At 74.3% G+C, this 17278-nt stretch carries 17 protein-coding genes; 15 read left to right on the forward strand and 2 right to left on the reverse strand.

Features of this window, described 5'->3' with window-relative positions:
- The first annotated feature begins 32 nt into the window (after positions 1 to 32).
- Entirely contained in the window at positions 33 to 479 is a 447-nt protein-coding gene (locus AH6_RS05045) for a hypothetical protein (protein ID WP_067474263.1), read from the forward strand.
- A 364-nt stretch (positions 480 to 843) separates the two neighbouring features.
- A complete protein-coding gene (gene argG, locus AH6_RS05050; protein WP_067474266.1) occupies positions 844 to 2289 on the forward strand; it encodes an argininosuccinate synthase in 1446 nt (481 codons plus the stop codon).
- Between the two features lie 12 nt (positions 2290 to 2301).
- Here the strand turns inward: argG and AH6_RS05055 are convergent, their stop codons facing one another.
- Positions 2302 to 2997, reverse strand: a complete 696-nt coding sequence (locus AH6_RS05055; RefSeq protein ID WP_067474269.1) for a class I SAM-dependent methyltransferase — start codon at positions 2995 to 2997, stop codon at positions 2302 to 2304.
- A gap of 21 nt (positions 2998 to 3018) precedes the next feature.
- A complete protein-coding gene (locus tag AH6_RS05060) occupies positions 3019 to 4047 on the reverse strand; it encodes a LysR family transcriptional regulator (RefSeq protein WP_083982234.1) in 1029 nt (342 codons plus the stop codon).
- A gap of 343 nt (positions 4048 to 4390) precedes the next feature.
- Between AH6_RS05060 and AH6_RS05065 the strand changes: the two genes are divergently transcribed.
- Genes AH6_RS05065 through AH6_RS05125 form a run of 13 tightly spaced genes read left to right on the forward strand, consistent with a single transcriptional unit; the run spans position 4391 to position 17262 of the window.
- Entirely contained in the window at positions 4391 to 5698 is a 1308-nt protein-coding gene (locus AH6_RS05065) for a pyridoxal phosphate-dependent aminotransferase (RefSeq protein WP_067474275.1), read from the forward strand.
- Positions 5695 to 5979 (forward strand): acyl carrier protein, encoded by a 285-nt coding sequence (locus tag AH6_RS05070; RefSeq protein WP_083982236.1) that lies wholly within the window; start codon positions 5695 to 5697, stop codon positions 5977 to 5979. Before AH6_RS05065 ends, AH6_RS05070 begins: the two co-directional genes overlap by 4 nt.
- Positions 5976 to 7124 carry an acyl-CoA dehydrogenase family protein gene (locus AH6_RS05075; RefSeq protein ID WP_067474281.1) on the forward strand — a complete coding sequence of 383 codons (1149 nt, stop codon included), beginning with the start codon at positions 5976 to 5978 and terminating at the stop codon, positions 7122 to 7124. The genes AH6_RS05070 and AH6_RS05075 overlap by 4 nt, the downstream gene beginning before the upstream one ends.
- On the forward strand, positions 7117 to 8601 hold the full coding sequence (locus AH6_RS05080; RefSeq protein ID WP_067474284.1) for an AMP-binding protein: 1485 nt from the start codon (positions 7117 to 7119) through the stop codon (positions 8599 to 8601). The genes AH6_RS05075 and AH6_RS05080 overlap by 8 nt, the downstream gene beginning before the upstream one ends.
- Before the next feature lie 36 nt (positions 8602 to 8637).
- Complete coding sequence (locus AH6_RS05085) at positions 8638 to 9510, forward strand: hypothetical protein (protein WP_067474287.1); 873 nt, start codon at positions 8638 to 8640, stop codon at positions 9508 to 9510.
- 3 nt (positions 9511 to 9513) lie between these two features.
- Positions 9514 to 9786, forward strand: coding sequence for a phosphopantetheine-binding protein (locus AH6_RS05090; protein WP_083982237.1), 273 nt, complete (start codon positions 9514 to 9516; stop codon positions 9784 to 9786).
- Positions 9779 to 10864 (forward strand): acyl-CoA dehydrogenase family protein, encoded by a 1086-nt coding sequence (locus tag AH6_RS05095; protein ID WP_067474290.1) that lies wholly within the window; start codon positions 9779 to 9781, stop codon positions 10862 to 10864. Before AH6_RS05090 ends, AH6_RS05095 begins: the two co-directional genes overlap by 8 nt.
- Entirely contained in the window at positions 10861 to 11616 is a 756-nt protein-coding gene (locus AH6_RS44565) for a 4'-phosphopantetheinyl transferase family protein (RefSeq protein WP_067474293.1), read from the forward strand. Before AH6_RS05095 ends, AH6_RS44565 begins: the two co-directional genes overlap by 4 nt.
- The gene (locus tag AH6_RS44570; protein ID WP_067474296.1) at positions 11613 to 12107 is read left to right on the forward strand and encodes a flavin reductase family protein; all 495 of its coding nucleotides are present in this window, start codon (positions 11613 to 11615) and stop codon (positions 12105 to 12107) included. Before AH6_RS44565 ends, AH6_RS44570 begins: the two co-directional genes overlap by 4 nt.
- A complete protein-coding gene (locus tag AH6_RS05110) occupies positions 12104 to 13672 on the forward strand; it encodes an AMP-binding protein (RefSeq protein WP_067474299.1) in 1569 nt (522 codons plus the stop codon). The genes AH6_RS44570 and AH6_RS05110 overlap by 4 nt, the downstream gene beginning before the upstream one ends.
- A 31-nt stretch (positions 13673 to 13703) precedes the next feature.
- Positions 13704 to 14702, forward strand: coding sequence for an NAD-dependent epimerase/dehydratase family protein (locus AH6_RS05115; protein ID WP_067474302.1), 999 nt, complete (start codon positions 13704 to 13706; stop codon positions 14700 to 14702).
- A complete protein-coding gene (locus AH6_RS05120; RefSeq protein ID WP_067474305.1) occupies positions 14699 to 15943 on the forward strand; it encodes a DegT/DnrJ/EryC1/StrS family aminotransferase in 1245 nt (414 codons plus the stop codon). The genes AH6_RS05115 and AH6_RS05120 overlap by 4 nt, the downstream gene beginning before the upstream one ends.
- Positions 15940 to 17262 (forward strand): serine hydrolase domain-containing protein, encoded by a 1323-nt coding sequence (locus AH6_RS05125; RefSeq protein WP_067474308.1) that lies wholly within the window; start codon positions 15940 to 15942, stop codon positions 17260 to 17262. Before AH6_RS05120 ends, AH6_RS05125 begins: the two co-directional genes overlap by 4 nt.
- The last annotated feature ends 16 nt before the right edge of the window (positions 17263 to 17278 follow it).

The raw sequence follows: 17278 nt of genomic DNA on the forward strand, positions 1-17278 counted from the left end.
GTTCGCATCGAGCAACAGCGAGGGAGACAAGCATGATCGTCACTGTCATGGGCGGGATCGCCACCGCACTGATGACGCTGGTGACCGCCGGACCCGCCACCGCGCCCCAGCCCTGCAAGCCCATCGCCAAGGACCCCCGCGCCTCGGTCAAGGTCCACAGCGCGACCGTTCGGCCGGGCGGCCGTGACCTGGCGGTGAAGGTCACCTACGTGTGCCGCAAGGGCACCAGCCTGGCGGTGGTCGCCGCCCAGCCTCCCGGCAGCGGCGCCAAGGCCACGCGGATCGGCGCGGGCTCGGCCAAGCCGGTCTGCGACGGCGCTCCCCACACCACCACCGTCACCGCCAAGCCCGGCAAGCCCTTCGAGGGAACCTGGCGGCGCGGCACCCGCGCCACCGTCGGCGCCAACGTGCTGCTGGTCATCGACCGGTGCTCCTACCCGATGGCGCGCCACGTCATCTCCAGTGCGACCTTGAAGTAAGCCGCTCCCCCGCCGGTGACGCGGGCGCGGCTGTGTCGGCGGTCCCGAGCGGATCACCGTCCTGCCGGGCCCGCGTCAGCGCCTGGGGGGATGCGTGTCCTCCTCGGTCCGGCGACGCGCGCCGAGCACGCCGCCGCTGGATGTCAACGCCCTGTGCAAGTCGCATGCCCGCGTCTCCGGCCCCGGCGCCTTCTTGGACCGGGTCCAGGGTCCGCACTGCGCCGGTGAGGGATTCGGCATGCTGCCCGATACATACCTGTTTGCCCTGGTTCTGCGGTGCTTCTCGGTCGCGGAAGCCAGGAATGTGGCATCGCATCCCGCAATCGTGTTGCATATTCATGCAGTGCAGTGCATGCTCTTGCCCATGTCGAAAGTCCTCTCCTCCCTGCCCGCCGGCGAACGTGTCGGCATCGCTTTCTCCGGTGGTCTCGACACCTCCGTGGCCGTCGCATGGATGCGCGAGAAGGGCGCGGTGCCCTGCACCTACACCGCCGACCTCGGCCAGTACGACGAGCCCGACATCGGCTCGGTGCCTGGGCGTGCCGCCGCGTACGGCGCGGAGGTCGCCCGGCTGGTCGACTGCCGGGCGGCCCTGGTGGAGGAAGGGCTGGCGGCCCTGGCCTGCGGGGCGTTCCACATCCGGTCCGGCGGGCGCGTCTACTTCAACACCACGCCGCTCGGCCGCGCCGTCACCGGCACCCTGCTGGTGCGCGCGATGCTTGAGGACGACGTGCAGATCTGGGGCGACGGCTCGACCTTCAAGGGCAACGACATCGAGCGGTTCTACCGCTACGGCCTGCTCGCCAACCCGTCTCTGCGGATCTACAAGCCGTGGCTGGACGCCGACTTCGTCTCCGAGCTCGGCGGCCGCAAGGAGATGTCGGAGTGGTTGCTGGAGCGCGGCCTGCCCTATCGGGACAGCGCGGAGAAGGCGTACTCCACCGACGCCAACATCTGGGGGGCCACCCACGAGGCCAAGGCGCTGGAGCACCTGGACGCGGGTGTCGAGACCGTGGACCCGATCATGGGGGTGCGGTTCTGGGACGCCGGTGTCGAGATTCCCGCCGAGGACGTCACGATCGGGTTCGTCCGGGGCCGGCCGGTGACGATCAACGGTAAGGAGTTCCCCTCCGCCGTGGACCTGGTGCTGGAGGCCAACGCCGTCGGCGGGCGGCACGGCATGGGCATGTCCGACCAGATCGAGAACCGGATCATCGAGGCGAAGAGCCGCGGCGTCTACGAGGCGCCGGGGATGGCGTTGCTGCACGTGGCGTACGAGCGGCTGGTCAACGCGATCCACAACGAGGACACGCTCGCCGGTTACCACAACGACGGGCGGCGGCTCGGCCGGCTCATGTACGAGGGGCGCTGGCTGGACCCGCAGGCGTTGATGTTGCGCGAGTCGTTGCAGCGCTGGGTCGGGTCGGCGGTCACCGGTGAGGTGACGTTGCGGCTGCGGCGCGGTGAGGACTACTCGATCCTGGAGACCAACGGGCCCGCGTTCAGCTACCACCCGGACAAGTTGTCCATGGAGCGCACCGAGGACTCCGCTTTCGGGCCGGTCGACCGTATCGGTCAGCTGACCATGCGCAATCTCGACATCGCCGACTCCCGTGCCAGGCTTGAGCAGTACGCCGGGCTCGGCCTGGTCGGTGGTCCGCGTCCGGCGGCGGACGGTGTCGCGCAGACCGCTCTGACGGGGTTGATCGGCGCGATGCCCGAGGGTGGGGCCGAGGTGATCGCCTCTCGTGGTGAGGTCGCCGACGACGAGCTGCTCGACCACGCCGCGATGGAGTTCGGCACGGACTGATCCGGCCTGGGGTCAGCGGGTCCGCTGGAAGAGGGCGTGGAAGCGGTACGGGTAGTGGCCGCTGCCGCGGAAGTTCGCCCGCATCCCCCGGGCCGCCGCGAGTCTGGTGACTTCGGGCAGGTCGTACCAGTGGCCGATGTCGGGGGCGACCAGTTCCCGGACGGCGGACGCCAGCGCGCCCGGCAGGCTGCGGCGTCGGCCGCCGGTGAGGTCGCCTCCGGTCAGGTCGCCTCGGCCGTAGGCCAGGCGCATGCGCGACCAGGGGATGCCGGCGATGACGATCAGGCCGTCGGGGGCGAGCATGGCGGCGGCGTGGTCGAGGTGGCGGGCCATCTGGCCGCGGTCCCAGTACTGGGCGACGTGGCTGGAGAAGATCAGGTCGAAGCGTTCGTCGGTGCGGAACCGGGAGGCGTCCGCGGTGCGCAGGTCGGTGCGGGGGAAGCGGGCGCGGAACTGGTCCAGCATGGCTTGGGAGAAGTCGACGCCCAGGTAGCGGGACGCCTGGTTGAATCCCAGCAGGTCGAACAGGGCTCCGTCCCCGCAGCCGATCTCAAGGACGCGGTCGGCGCGGTGGGCGGCGAACAGGTTGCGGAGTTCGCCGGCGAGGTCCTGGTAGGCGTCCTCGGTCTCCTTGGCGTGTTGCGGGTTCCGCTGGTCCGCCCAGTGCTCGTACCAGTGTTGCCGGCGTGTTCTCAGCGTGCTCGCCATGTTGTGCTCCTGTGAGTGGGGTCAGCGGCCGGGCCGGGCGTCCTCTTCGACGATGCGCGTGATGTCGTCGATGAGGGCGGCGACCGCTCCGGTTTCGGCGCTGTCGCGGCGCCACACCATCTGGGTGTAGGTCTTGGTCCTGGGTCGCCAGGGGACTTCGGCCAGCGTTCCTTCGGCGAGTTCCGTCTCGACGGCCGCCGACGGGATAATCGACAGGCCGACGCCGTTGGCGACCGTGCTTTTCGTGGCGTCGATGGAATCGAGGACGAAGGTCCGGGGCCATTCCCCGCCGAGGCTTTCCATGAGCCGCTGGTGGTAATGGGCGCCGTTGTCGCAGCGTACCCAGGTCGAGCGGCGGAGTTCGTCGGGGGTGACGGTGTTCTCCGCCAGAAGGGCGTGCCGGGGAGAGGCCAGGACGCTGAGCGGTTCGGGGCACAATACGCGGCGCTGGAGATCGCCGACGTCGCGCAGGACGTCGATGAACAGGGCGCAGTCGAGGTCGCCCTGCTGGACGCCGGCGATCGAGTCGTCGGCGCCGGTGCGGTACAGGTCGATCTCCAGGGCCGGGTAGCGCAGGTAGACGTACTCGATGAGCGGGAGCAGGCGGGAGGCGGTCAGGCATTCGGTCGAGCCGACCGACAGCCGTCCGCTGGGCTGGTGCCGGCCGGCGCGCGCCACGCCCTTGGCCTGCCTGGTCAGGCGGATGATGTTGCGCGCCAGCGGGAGCAGTTCGGCGCCGGCGCTGGTCGGCCTGATCCCCTTGGGCAGGCGTTCCAGCAGGGGGGTGCCGAGCTGGGTCTCCAGCGACTTGATCCGGGCGGTGACGGTGGGCTGGGAGAGGTTGAGCCGTGCGGCGGCGCGGGTGAAGCTCTCGATTTCCACGACTGTCACGAAAGCTTCCAGCCGGGCCACGTCCATGCGCTGCTCCTTTTCGGGGGTGCTTTGTAGGCTCGGGTCGCTACGGATGGCTGTCACGCGGGCGGAATTCAGCAATTCCGAGGGAGCGCTGGGGCGGTTGCCGGAGAACGGACCACGTGCCAGTACCCCCATCGTCCACGCGTACACACTGCCGTGCAAATTGTGCTCTGGCCTGCGGCATGACCGTTTCTGTCCAGTGGTCCGACCCGCTCCGCAACAAGATCCAAAACTGGGGTTCCCCGCTGTTCAGCGACGATAAGGATCCTCTATGGGGAAATGAGGTTTCCTTATCGGACGGACCGCCACGGTCCATTGAATTGCGCTGGGGACGCGTGTTTGCCTCGTGGTGGAAGGCAGTCGTGAAGTGCGATCCCCGAGGAGGAATCCTGATGGCAGACGGCGCGCTGGAAGGGCCGCCCGCACGCGCCGGGCGTCCCGGACGTCCAGGTGCGTGCCCTGTCGGCGGGGCCGCCCTATGACGACGGATCTGCTGTGGTCCCCGCCGTGCCCCGGCACGGGCATGTCGCCCAACCTGCGGCTGAACGAGATCGTGACCGACCGCAGGCGGCACGGCCTGGACACCCTCCACCTGGGGTTCGGGGAGGCCCGCCTCCCGCTGGTCCCCGAGCTGGAGGAGGTGCTGGCCGGCGCCGCCGCCGACACCGCCTACGCCCCCGTGGCGGGCACGCCCGCCGCCCGCGAGGCGGTGGCGGGCTACTTCCGTCGCCGGCGGCTGCCCACCCACCCCGCGCAGGTCGTGCTGGCGCCCGGCAGCAAGCCGCTGCTGTTCGCGGTCTTCACGGCGCTCGGCGGTGACGTCTACCTTCCCGCGCCCTGCTGGAACAGCTACGCGCCGCAGGTCGCGCTGAGCGGCCGCGCCCCGGTGCCGGTGCCGATCGGCGGGACCTACGGCGGGCTGCCCGACCCCGCGCTGCTGGAGCGGCGCATCGGGGAGGACCTGCGGCGCGGGGTCCGGCCCGCCGCGGTCGTCGTCAACTCCCCCGACAACCCGACCGGCACCAGCGTGCCGCGCGAGGCGATGCGGGAGTTGTGCCGGGTGGCCCGGGACGCCGGTCTCACGCTGGTCTCCGACGAGATCTACCGGGACCTGCACCACGAGGGCGGCGACCGGTTCGCCAGCCCGGCCGAGCTGGCCCCCGAGCGCACGGTCGTGTGCACGGGCCTGTCGAAGAGCCTGGCCATCGGCGGCTGGCGGATCGGCGGCGCGCGGTTCCCGGCCGGGGCGTCCGGCGCGGGCCTGCGCGACCGGACGCTCGCGGTCGCCAGCGAGGTCTGGTCGGCGCTGGCCGCGCCGATGCAGGCGGTGGCCGCCTACGCCTTCGCCGAGCCGCCGGCGATCACCGAGCGGCTGCGCCGCAGCGCGCGCATGCACGGCAGCGTCTCGCGCGCCTGCCACACGATCTGCCGCTCGCACGGCGCGGCGGCGCGGCGGCCCACGGCGGGCTTCTACGTCTACGCCGACTTCGAGGCGCGGCGCCGCGACCTGGCCCGGCACGGGGTCGTGGACTCGGCGTCGCTGGCCCAGCAGTTGCTCGACCGGTTCGGCATCGCCGTGCTGGGCGGTCACCACCTGGGCGACGACCCGCGGCGGCTGGCGTTCAAGGTGGCCACCACCGGGTTCGTCGGCGAGACGCCCGAGGAGCAGTCGGCCGCCCTGGACGCGGCCGACGCCGCCGGGCTCCCCCACGTGCGCCGCCGGCTGCGGTGGCTGGACTCCGCCCTCGCCGCCCTGACCGCGCCCCCCACCGATTGGACACGATGATGCATCCACCCACCCGCGCCGACCTGCAGCGCCTCGTCACCGCCACGGTGTGCGGGCACCTGCATCTGGACGCCGAAACCCTCGACCCGGACACCGACCTGCGCGGGCTGCGCGCCTTCTCCTCCTTCGCAGCGGTCACGATCCTGGAACGGCTCGAAGAGGACCTCGGCGTCGAGGTGCCCGCCGAGCGGCTCACGGCCGAACGACTGTGCTCGGTGGTAGCGCTCACCGACCTGTTCGCACAGTCGTTGTCGGAACGGCGGGCGGTGAGCAGCCCATGACCGTCACCACGCAGACCGAGAACCCGGTCGAGACCGTCGCCCGCGCCGCCGCGCTGCACGCCGACCGCAACGACGCCGAGGCCCGCTTCCCCGTCGAGGCGCTGGAGGAGATGCGCGCCACCGGCCTGCTGGGCTGCCTGGTGCCGCCCGAGTACGGCGGGCCCGGCCGGTCGGCCCGCGAGATGGCCGACGCCGCCCACCGGCTGGCGCGCCACTGCACCTCCACCGCCATGATCTTCGCGATGCACTGCCAGCAGACCGCGGCGATCACCGGCCACGCGTCGCCGGAGCTGCGCCGGGACCTGCTGCCGCGCGTCGCCGCGGGCGAGCTGTACCTGGCGTCGGTCACCACCGAGCTGAAGACCGGCGGGCACCTGCTCAGCTCCGCCGCCGAGTCGTCGCAGGCCGGGGGGCGGCTGCGGATCGACCGCTTCGCGCCGGTCTGCACCGGCGGCTCGGTCGCCGACGGCTTCCTCATCTCGATGTTGTCGCCGACGGCGACGCGCGAGACCGACACCTCCCTGGTCTACGCCGACCGGTCCCAGCTGGAGGTGCTGCCGAAGGGCGGCTGGAACCCGCTGGGCATGCGGGCCACCGACAGCCGGCCGCTGCAGCTGACCGGCTGGGTGCCCGTGGAGCAGACGGTGGGGGCCGACGGCGGGTTCCGCCGGATCGTGGTGGACACCTTCGCCCCGCTGGGCCACATCGGCTGGGCCGCGTGCTGGCTGGGCTGCGCCGACGGCGCGCTGGCCCGCGTGGCGCAGCGGCTGCGCCGCCGGGGCAGCGGCCTGCCCGAACTCGCGCGGCGGCGGCTGGCGCGCGTCCGGATGCGCTCGGACGCCGTCCACGCGATGCTGCGCCAGGCCGCCGGGGAGTACGACCGCAGCCCGCGCGCCCTCACCACGGCGGCCGGGCAGCTCCTGGTCAACGGCCTGAAGGTCTTCGCCTCCGAGCAGACCCTGCGGATGGCCGACGAGCTGATCGAGCTGGCCGGGATGAAGGACGGCTACATGAACGACTCCCCGCTGGCCCTGGAACGGGCCTGGCGCGACCTGAGGTCGGCCCCGCTGAACTACGGCAACGACCGGTTGGAGGAGGCGGGCGGCTCGCTCGTGCTCATGGACCCGGAGACCAGCCATGTCTGAGCCCCGCGACCTGTTCGCCTGGTTCGACCGCGCGGCCGCCGCCCACCCCCGCGCCGTCGCGCTGGTGGCGGACGGCCACGAGATGACCTACGACCGGCTCGCCGCCGCCGTGGCGGACGCGGCGGAGCACCTGGCGCGCTCGCTGCCACCGGCGGCCCGCGTCGGCGTCCTGGCGACCCGGACCGCCGACGCCTACGTGGCCTACCTGGCGGTGCTGCGGGCCGGGCGCACCGTCGTGCCGCTCCACCCGTCGTTCCCGGCCGCCCGCACCCTCCAGACGCTCGACTCCGCGTCGGTGCACGCTGTGGTCGGCGACCCCGGAGGACTGGAGCGGCTGCGGCTGCCGTGGCGCGACGCCGGCCGCCTGCCCGGGACGTCGTGGCCGCTGCGCGTCGACCCGGCGCGGCCCGCGCCCGCAGGCGACGACGCCCCCGCCTACGTGCTGTTCACCTCGGGGACGACCGGCAAGCCCAAGGGCATCCCCATCGGCCACGCCAACGTGTCGGCCTACCTGGAGCGGTTCGCGGCGGTCCGGCCGGTCGGGCCCGGGGAGCGGGCCAGCCAGTGCTTCGACCTGACCTTCGACCCGTCGGTCTCCGACATGTTCGCCACCTGGGGCGCGGGGGCCACGCTGGTGGTCCCCACCGGCGACCAGCTGCGCGACCCGGTGGCCTTCGTCAACGACTTCGGCGTCGACCACTGGTCGTCGGTCCCCTCGGTCGCCTCGCTCGCCCGGCGGATGCGGCGGCTGTCCCCCGGCGCGATGCCGCGGCTGAGGACCGCCTGCTTCGCGGGCGAGGCGCTGACGCTCTCGCAGGCGCGCGCCTGGCGCGCGGCCGCCCCGGGCTGCCGCGTCTGGAACGCCTACGGCCCCACCGAGGTCACCATCACCTGCTCGGCGTACCGGCTGCCCGACAACGTGGCCGACTGGCCCGAGACCAGGAACGGCACCGTGCCGATCGGCACGCCCTACCCGGACGTGCGGTGGCGCATCGAACCGGCCGCCGACCCGTCCGAGTCGAGCGGGGAGTTGTGGCTGGCCGGTCCGCAGCGCTTCGCCGGATACCTCGATCCGGCCGACAACACCGGACGGTTCTCCCCCGGCGCACCCTCCGGCCGGGCACCGGACGCCGAGGCGTTCTACCGGACCGGCGACAACGTCGCCGACACCCCCGACGGCCTGCTCCACCTGGGCCGGCTCGACCAGCAGGTGCAGGTCAACGGGTACCGGGTGGAGCTGTCGGAGGTCGAAGGGGCCCTGCGCGGCCACCCGGCCGTCGACGAGGCCGTGGCGTTCCTGGCCGACGGCGAGCTGGTCGCGGTGCACACCGGGACGCCGGGCGAGACCGGGACGATCCTGGACGCCGTCGCGCGGCGGCTGCCGCCCTACATGGTGCCCAGCCGCATCTGGCACGAGCCGTCGTTGCCGCTCAACGCCAACGGCAAGATCGACCGCCGCGTTCTCCAGACCCGCTGACCCGCCGATCCGCAGCCGATCCGCAAAGGAGAGACCGTGCCGACACCCGACACCGCCACCGCGCCCCTGACGGCGTCCTCCTGCGTCGAGGCCCTGGGAACCCTGGAGCCGAAGACCTACGACTGCGTCCAGTCCAACCTCGCCCTGCTCGCCAACGCCGCCCGCGGCCCCGGCGCGTCCGTGCGGCTCGGCCGCGAGCTGAGCATCGTCCCGCGCGCCCTGCCCGACGGCCTGGCGACGGTGGACCCCGCGCCGGAGGACGAGGTCGCCCGCTGCGCGCGGCTGCTGTCCCTCACCGGCGAGGCGGCGGACGGGACCGTGCGGGCGGACGCGCTGCCCGCGCTGGCGGCCGAGACCGTCTGCTACGCGATCGGCGACGCCCACGACATGCCGTGGCTGCCCTACGCGGGGCAGGCCCACATGCCGCACAGCTTCCTGGTCGCCCGCAACGACCGGGCGACGGCCCTGGTCGTGGACGCCTACGACAACCAGACCGAATGGGGGCCCGCCGAGCCCGGCGCGTGGCGGATCCCCTGGGCCGACCTGCCCTCCTCGCTGCGGGTGTGGCGCTGGCACGTCCCCCCGGAGGGGCCACCGCCCCCGACGCGGGTCGAACGCCACGGGATCGGCCCCTACCTGGCGGCGTTCCGCGACCACCCCGACCGCGGCCGGGCCTGGGAGCAGCTCACCGTGGAGACCTGGCTGCTGGCCCGGCGGCACGCGCTGTTCGCCCGCGCCCACGACCACCTGCCCGCCGCAGGCGACGCCCAGGACCGGTGGCAGCGGCTGGCCGCCGACGTCTTCCTGGGCTGCCGGCGGGTGCGCCGGGGCCGCCCCGAGCCGCGCGGCGCGCTCGACGACCTCGAACGCCTGCTCACCGAACCCGCCCCCACCGCCGAACTGGAGTGAGACATGATCGAACAGGGCTTCGCCGACCTGCTGGCCGACCACCTGCCCGAGGCGCCGCGGCCGATCACCGAGCAGGTGCGGCTGCGCGACGCGGGCCTGGACTCGGTGCACTCGATCGACCTGCTGCTGGCCATCGAGGACGCCTACGGCATCGAGTTCCCCGCCCACCTGCTCAACGACGAGACCTTCGACACCGCCGGCAGCCTGTGGGCCGCCGTCGACGGCACGGTGCGGGGCGCGGCCTCCCCCGCCGGGAACGGCGGCCGCTATGGCTGACCTGCTGCTGGAGACCGCCCGCGCCGACGCGCTGTGGGAACGGCTGGCCGGGTCGGGCCGGCTGCGCGGACTCTACCGCGACGGCGACCCGGCCCAGGGCCTGGACGCGGCGGCGCTGCGCGCGCTGTTCACCGAACTCGACGCCGAAGAGACGGTCGGCGCGACCCTCGGCGTCTGCGTCCAGTCGACCACCGCGCTGCCCCTGCTGGCCGCCGCCGCCCGCCGCGCCGGGGACCCCGCGCACCCGCTCGCGGAGCTCGTCCGGGACGCGCTGGCCGGCCGCCGCACGATCGGGCTGGCCGCCACCGACGTCACCCCCGGCTCGGACCTGGCCGCCCTCACCACGACCGTGACCCTCGCCGAGGACCGCCTCACCGTCACCGGCCGCAAGGAGTGGATCGCCAACGCCGGGTTCGCCTCCCACCTGCTGGTGCTGGCGCGCCACGGGCGGGGCCGGGGCATCGGCGACTTCACCTGGGTCGTGGTGCCCGCCGACGCGCCCGGCGTCACCGTGGAGGCCGCCGACACCCCGCTGTTCGACGGCTCGGGCACCGGGCACGCCTCCTTCCGCGAGGTGACCCTGCCGCCGGACCACCTCGGCGGCGCGGTGGGCCGCGGGCTCATCGACTTCTCCCGGCACATCGCCGTCGAACGCCTGGCCAGCGCCGCGTGGGGGCACGCGATGTGCCGCCGGGTACTGCGGGAGACGGTCGCCTACCTGCGCGGACGCGGGGAGGGCCCGGCGGGCCTGTGGGCGCGGGAGGAGGTCCGGCGGCGCGTCGCCGAATGCCTGACGGCGACCGCCGGGCTCGGCGCGCTGATCGACGCCCACGCGGACGCGGTCACCGGACGGCACGACCAGCTCGCCGCGGCGCTGCTCAAGGCGAGCGCGGCGCGGACCGTCGAGCAGGTGGTGGCGGTGGCCGCGCACCTGCAGGGCGCGCGGGCCTTCGCCGCGGGCGGCCTCCAGACGCTGCGCGCCCAGGCCGGGCTGTGGAGCGTGGGGGGCGGTACCTACGAGGTGATGCTCTCGACCATCGCCGACCACACCGACCGGCTGCTGGACGCCCCGGCATGAACACCTACCGCGCCGCCGACGGCCTGTGGTGCCGCTGGAGCACCCAGGACGAGGCGCTCAACGGACCATCCGACGGGCCGCTCGACGGGCCACTCGGCGGACCGCTCGACGAGCCGCTCACCGAGGCACTCGACCGGCCGCTCGACGAGACACTCGACATGGCGCTCGACGAGGTGCTCGACGGACCGCTTGACCGGCCGCTCGACGAGCCGCTCGACGAGCCGCCCGCCACCGGCGGGACCGGCCGCCTGCCCGCCGACGCCCCGCCCTGGCGCGAACGCGAGCACCGCGCGGGGCGGCGGCTGCTGGCCGGTCTCCTGGACGCCGTCCTCCCCCACCCGGTGAACGGAACGATCGAGACCGCCGCCAACGGCAAACCCGTCCTGCGGGACGCGCCGCACGTCGGCGTCAGCATTTCCCACTCCCACCCGCTGGTCGCGGTCGCGGTCGGCGTCGGATGGGACGTCGGGGTGGACGTGCAGCTGCCGCCCGCCCCCACTCCCGGCGGCTCGGCGTGGCCGCCCGAGCGCCTGTGGGCGTGGACGGTGCGCGAAGCCTGCGTCAAGGCGACCGGCGCCGGGCTGTCCGGCAGGCCCTGGCGCATCCCCGTGAACGGCGTCCACAGCGGCACGTGGCGGGAGCTGCGCTGGCGGTCGTTGCGCGCCGTCGCACCGGCCCCGCTGAGCGTCGCCTGGCGCTCGCACGTCCCCACCGGCCATCCGCCGTCCAGAACGGAGGCACATCCGTCATGACACCCGGCCAGCTCACCGCACCGCCCGCGCGGGCCCCGGCGGCCCCCGAGCCCGCGACCGCCGACGCCTTCCGAGCCGCGATGCGCTCCTGTCCCCCGCCCGTCGGCATCGTCGCCACCGTCGACGGCGGCCGTCCGGCCGGGTGCGCGGTCAACGCGTTCCTGGCGCTGTCGGTGAACCCGCCGAGCCTGCTGGTCTCCCTGCAGAACGACTCGGCGACCCTGGGCGGCATCGGCTCCAGCGGCCGCTTCGGGCTGAGCCTGCTCACCGAGCGGCACGACCGGCTCGTCCGGCTCTTCTCCAGCGGCCCGCGCGCCGACCGGTTCCGCGCCGCCGACTTCGAGATCGTGCACGGCGTGCCGCTGCTGGCAGGCGTCCCGGCCGCGTTCGCCTGCACGGTCGCGGCGCGGCTGCCCGCGCACGACCACACCCTGGTCGTCGGTGACGTGCTGCACGCCGCCACCGGTCCCTGCGGGCTGGAGGAGCGGTGACGGCGGCGACGGCACGGCCGCGTCCCGGGCTGCACCACCTGCTCGTCGAGGCGGCGCGGACGTCCCCGCACGCGCCCGCCGTCATCGAACCGGCCGACAGTTCGGCCGACAGTGGCCCGCCCGCCGTGCGCACCTACGCCCAGCTGCTCGCCCACGCCGAGCGCTACGCCGACGCGCTGCGCTCGGGCGGCATCACGCGCGGCGACCACGTCGTGGTGGACGCGCCCAACAGCGCCGCCACCATCGCGATGCTGATGGCGTGCTCGATGGCGGGCGCGGCGTTCGTGCCGCTGACCCCCGAGGTCCCCGACGAGCGGGCGCGGCAGATCCTCGCCCTCAGCCGGGCGCGCGGCTACGCCCACCTGACCACCACCGGCAGGCTGGACCGGATCGGCGGCCCCGGCGGGCTCGCCGTCGTGACCTACGGCTGGGACGCCCCGCCCGCCGTCTCGTCCACCGTCCCGCCCGCCCCGGCGGCGGGCACCGGGGACCTGGCCTACCTCTTCTTCACCTCCGGCAGCACCGGCGTCCCCAAAGGCGTGGCGATGCCCCAGCACGCCACCTGCGCGTTCTTCGACGCCACCCGGGGAATGCTCCGCCCTGACGACCGGGTCGCCTCCACCGCGCCGCTGCAGTTCGACTTCTGCCTGCTGGACATCGGGATGTGCCTGGCCAACCGGTGCGCCATCGTGCCGGTCCCCCGCGACCTGCTGCGCTGGCCCCGGCGGATCGTGGACGTCCTGTCCGCCACCGGCTGCACCCGCGTCCACGCCGTCCCCTCGGTGTGGCGGCCCCTGCTGCGCCGCCAGCCCCGGCTGCTGGCCGAACTGCCCCCGCTGGACGCGGTGATGTTCAGCGGCGAGCCGTTCCCGCCCGACGAGCTGCGCATCCTGCACCGGGCGCTGCCGGACACGCGCGTGGTGAACTGCTACGGCCCGACCGAATGCATGGCCTGCTCGTTCACCGACGTCACCGCGTACGCCGACGGCTCGGCCGGTGGCCTGCCCGTCGACGGCGCCTACCCCGGCGCGGCCCTCGACATCGTCGACGACGACGGCGTCGTCATCGGCGAGCCCGGCCGCTCCGGCCAGCTGAGGTTCACCGGCCCGTCGGTGTTCGCCGGGTACTGGCAGGCCGACGGGGCCGTGCACCCGCCGCCCGCGGTCGGGCGCGACGCCGCCGGAACGCCGACCCTGCTCACCGGCGACTACGCGCACCGCGCCGCCGACGGCCGCCTGCGCTTCGACGGCCGCCGCGACCGCCAGGTCAAGGTCGGCGGCAACCGCGTCGAGCTGGCCGAGATCGAGGCGGCGCTCTGCCGGGCCCCGGGCGTGGAGGAGGCCCGCGTCGTGGCCGACACCGGCGGTCCGGACGTCACCCTGGTCGCCTTCGTCGGCGGCCCCGACGCCGACCCCGGCGACGACGGCGCCGGGTGGCGGCGGTGGTGCGCGGCGCTGCCGCCCTACATGCGCCCCGCCCGGGTCGTCCACCTGCCGCACCTGCCCAAGGGACCCAACGGCAAGGTCGACCAGCAACGCCTGACGCACCAGACCGGTTCGCACTGACCCACCGAACTGACCCACCGAACGGAGTGCCATGAAAAGTGACAGCAGATCCCTCGACGAGCGCTCGCTGATCCTGGTGACCGGCGGCAGCGGCTTCTTCGGCGGCCACCTGACCGCCGCGCTGCTGGCCGCCGGCCACGCGGTGCGCGTCGCCGACATCCGGCCGCCCGCCGGCGGCACGCCGCCCGGGGCCGAGTTCGCCGCCTGCGACCTGTGCGAGGTGGACCAGGTCGCCGCGGCGTGCGCGGGCGTGACGCACATCTTCCACCTGGCCGGCAACCCCAGCGGGACCCGGTCGGTCACCGATCCGCTGTGGGACTTCCGCGTCAACGCGCTGGCCACCACCAACCTGTGCCAGGCCGCCGTCTCGGCGTCGGTGCGCCGGATGGTGTACGTGTCGTCGGGGATGGTCTACGGCGTCCCGCTGACCACCCCGATCGGGGAGGACCACCCCCTGACGCCGTTCATCCCCTACGCCGCCTCCAAGCTCAGCGCCGAGCAGTCGGTCCTGGCGGCGGCCTCGACCTACGGGCTGGACGCCAGCGTCGCGCGCCCCTTCACCCTGTACGGGCCGGGCGAGGACCCCGCCACCAGCGGCGGCGAGGTGTCGCGGTTCCTGCGCTGGCACCTCAACGACCTGCCGGTCCCGGTCACCGGCGACCCCGACCTGAAGAGCCGCGACTTCACCCACGTCGACGACGCCGTCGCGGCGCTGCGCGCCATCATGGACCGGGGCGCGGCCGGCGCCGCCTACAACGTGGGCACCGGGCGGGAGACGACGCTCACCGGCCTGCTGGAGATCATCGAGAGCGCGACCGGCCGCGCGCCGCGCGCCGTCGTGGACGCCGGCACCACCGACGACACCTACCGGCACGTCGCCGACATCGGCCGCCTGCGCGCGCTCGGCCACCGGCCGTCGATCGGTATCGAGGCGGGCATCCGGTCGATGGTGACGGCGCTCGGCCCCGCCCCGCAGGTGCCCACGCTGCCGACGGTGTTCACGATGGCCGGCACGCCGAGGGCGTCGTGACGGCGCCGCGGACCGTGCCGCAGCACGGGCAGGGCAGCGGCCTCACCGACGCCGACCTCGACGCCCTGCGGGAGTCGGCGCGCCGCTCGGGCCACCTGTCCGACGGCGTCGACGTCGCCCGGTTCGAGGCGGACTTCCGCCGCGCCACCGGGGCGGCCCACGCGGTCGCGGTGTCCAGCTGCACCATGGCCCTGGAGCTGGCGGGCCGGGCGCTGGGCCTGCGGCCGGGCGACGAGGTGATCGCCCCCTCGCTGACCTTCCAGGCCACGGTGTCGTCGCTGCTGGGCACCGGGGTGCGGGTGCGCTTCGCCGAGGTCGATCCCGAGACCCTGTGCCTGGACGCCGACGACGCCGCCCGGCTGATCACGCCCCGCACCCGGGCCGTCTACACCGTCAACTACGGCGGGGCCTGCGGCGACATCGCCCGGCTGCGCAAGCTGGCCGACGCCAACGGGCTGTTCCTCGTCGAGGACTGCGCGCACGCCCTGGGCGCCGCCGCCGACGGCCGCGCCGCCGGGACCTGGGGCGACATCGGCTGCTGGAGCTTCCACAGCCTGAAGAACATCTCGACGCTGGGGCAGGGCGGCATGCTGACCGTCCGCGACGCCGGGATCGCCGAACGGCTGCGGCGGATGCGCTGCATGGAACCCGACGCCGACTTCGCCCCGACCGGTGCTGGCAGCCCCAGCGCCTTCGGCCGGTACGCCGCGCCCACCGACCCGCGCCGGGTGACCCACGAGAAGAACGCCTACACCCACGACTGCGCCACCCTCCGGGGACCGGGCCTCAACGCCCAGCTCAGCGATCCCGCCGCCGCCGTCGGACGGTCCCAGCTGGCCCGGCTGCCGGAGCTGGTGGAGCGCCGCCGCATGCTCGCCGACATCCTGGACGAGGGCCTCGCGCAGGTCCCGGGCGTGCGAACACTGCCCACGCCACCCGGCCACGACCACGCCCGGCACCTGTACGCCTTCCGCCTGGTGCGCCCTGACGTGCGCCGCGACGACCTGGTCAGCAGGCTCACCGACCGGGGCGTCGAGGTCGTGCTGCGTTACTTCCCGCTGCACCTGCTGCCGGAGTGGCGTGCGCAGGGCAACGGGTTCGGCGACCTGCCGGTGACCGAGCGGATCTGGTTCGAGGAACTGGTCAACCTGCCCATCAGCCCGCAGCTGGAGGCGGCCGACATGCGGTACATGGTCGAGGCCGTCGCCCGTTGCGTGCGTGAACTGGACCGGACACCATGAACGATCTCCTGCGCCGCTACCTCGCCCGCGCCCGCGTCCCGGGCGCGGCCGTGTGCACCTTCGACAGCGCCGGGCGCGTCGAGCCGGTCTGCGCCGGCGTCGCCGACACCGAGAGCGGCACCCCGGTGCGCCCCACCACCCTGTTCCGCATCTACTCGCTGACCAAGCTCATGACCGCCTGCGCGGTCGCCGGGCTCGCCCGGCGCGGCGACGTGGACCTCGACGAGCCGCTGGACGCGGTCATCGACGGCCTGACCCGCCGCACCGGCGGGCCCGCGCGGGCGGCGACCGCCCGGCAGGCGCTCAGCCACACCGGCGGGACCCTGCCCGACGCGCTGACCTGGGCGCCGCTGGGACGCAACGACGCCGACCTGCGGGCCGACATCGTCCGCGACTACGCCCGCGCGTTCAGCTTCGCCGAGCCGGGACGCCACTACGGCTACAGCAACGCCGGGTTCAACCTCGCGGCCGTGCTGGTCGAGCAGGCCACCGGCCTGCCGTTCGGCGCGGCCATGCGGTCGTTGCTGTACGACCCGCTCGACATGCCGCGCACCACCCACGACCCGGCCGTCGCGATGACCCACCCGCTGGCCCAGCACCACCACCCGGACGCGACGGTCGACCACCGGCCCCTGGCGGGCAGCAAGTGGCTGGCCGGGTCGCAGTGCTACTCGACGCCGGTGGAGATGGCGCGGTTCGGGGTCTGGCTGCTGCGGGGCCTGCGCGAGGGCGCCGACGTGCCCGGCCTGGTCGCGCGTCCCGTCGCCGACCTGCGGCTGGACGTCGGCACCCGGTACGGGCTGGGGTGCTACCTGACGCGGGGCGGGGCGGGCTCGACCGTCGTCGGCCACGAGGGCTTCTTCGACGGGATGTGGGTCAAGCTCGTGGTGGACCCGGCCCTGGACCGCGGCCTGGTCTGGATGGACAACCGCGGCGACGAGGTGCGCCAGGCCCGGTACGAGGTGATCGAGAAACTGATGCCCGGCATCCTGCCGCCCGCCGCCGACCCGGAGCCCGTCCCGGAGGCCGCCGCCGCTGCCGCCGAAGCGGCGGGCCGCTACCACCGGACCGGCTCCCCCGACCTGCGCCTGGAGGCCGACGGCCCGCGCCTGGAGGTCACGCTCGACGGCCGCAGCCGCACGCTGGCGCCCTTCGCCCCCGGCCTCTGGCGCGCTCCGGCGTCGAGCCGGGACACCGGGCCCTGGCGGCCGCACGCGGGCTCGGCCCACGTCTGCCTCGGGGTGGCCGGGCCCGACCCGGACGGCACGCGGGTGGCGCATCTCAACGCCCTGCCGCACAGTGAGCGGCCTGTAGCGTAGGGGTGCCATGGGGCTC

The organism is Actinomadura hibisca NBRC 15177, from assembly GCF_001552635.1.
GTDB classification, from domain to species: domain Bacteria; phylum Actinomycetota; class Actinomycetes; order Streptosporangiales; family Streptosporangiaceae; genus Spirillospora; species Spirillospora hibisca.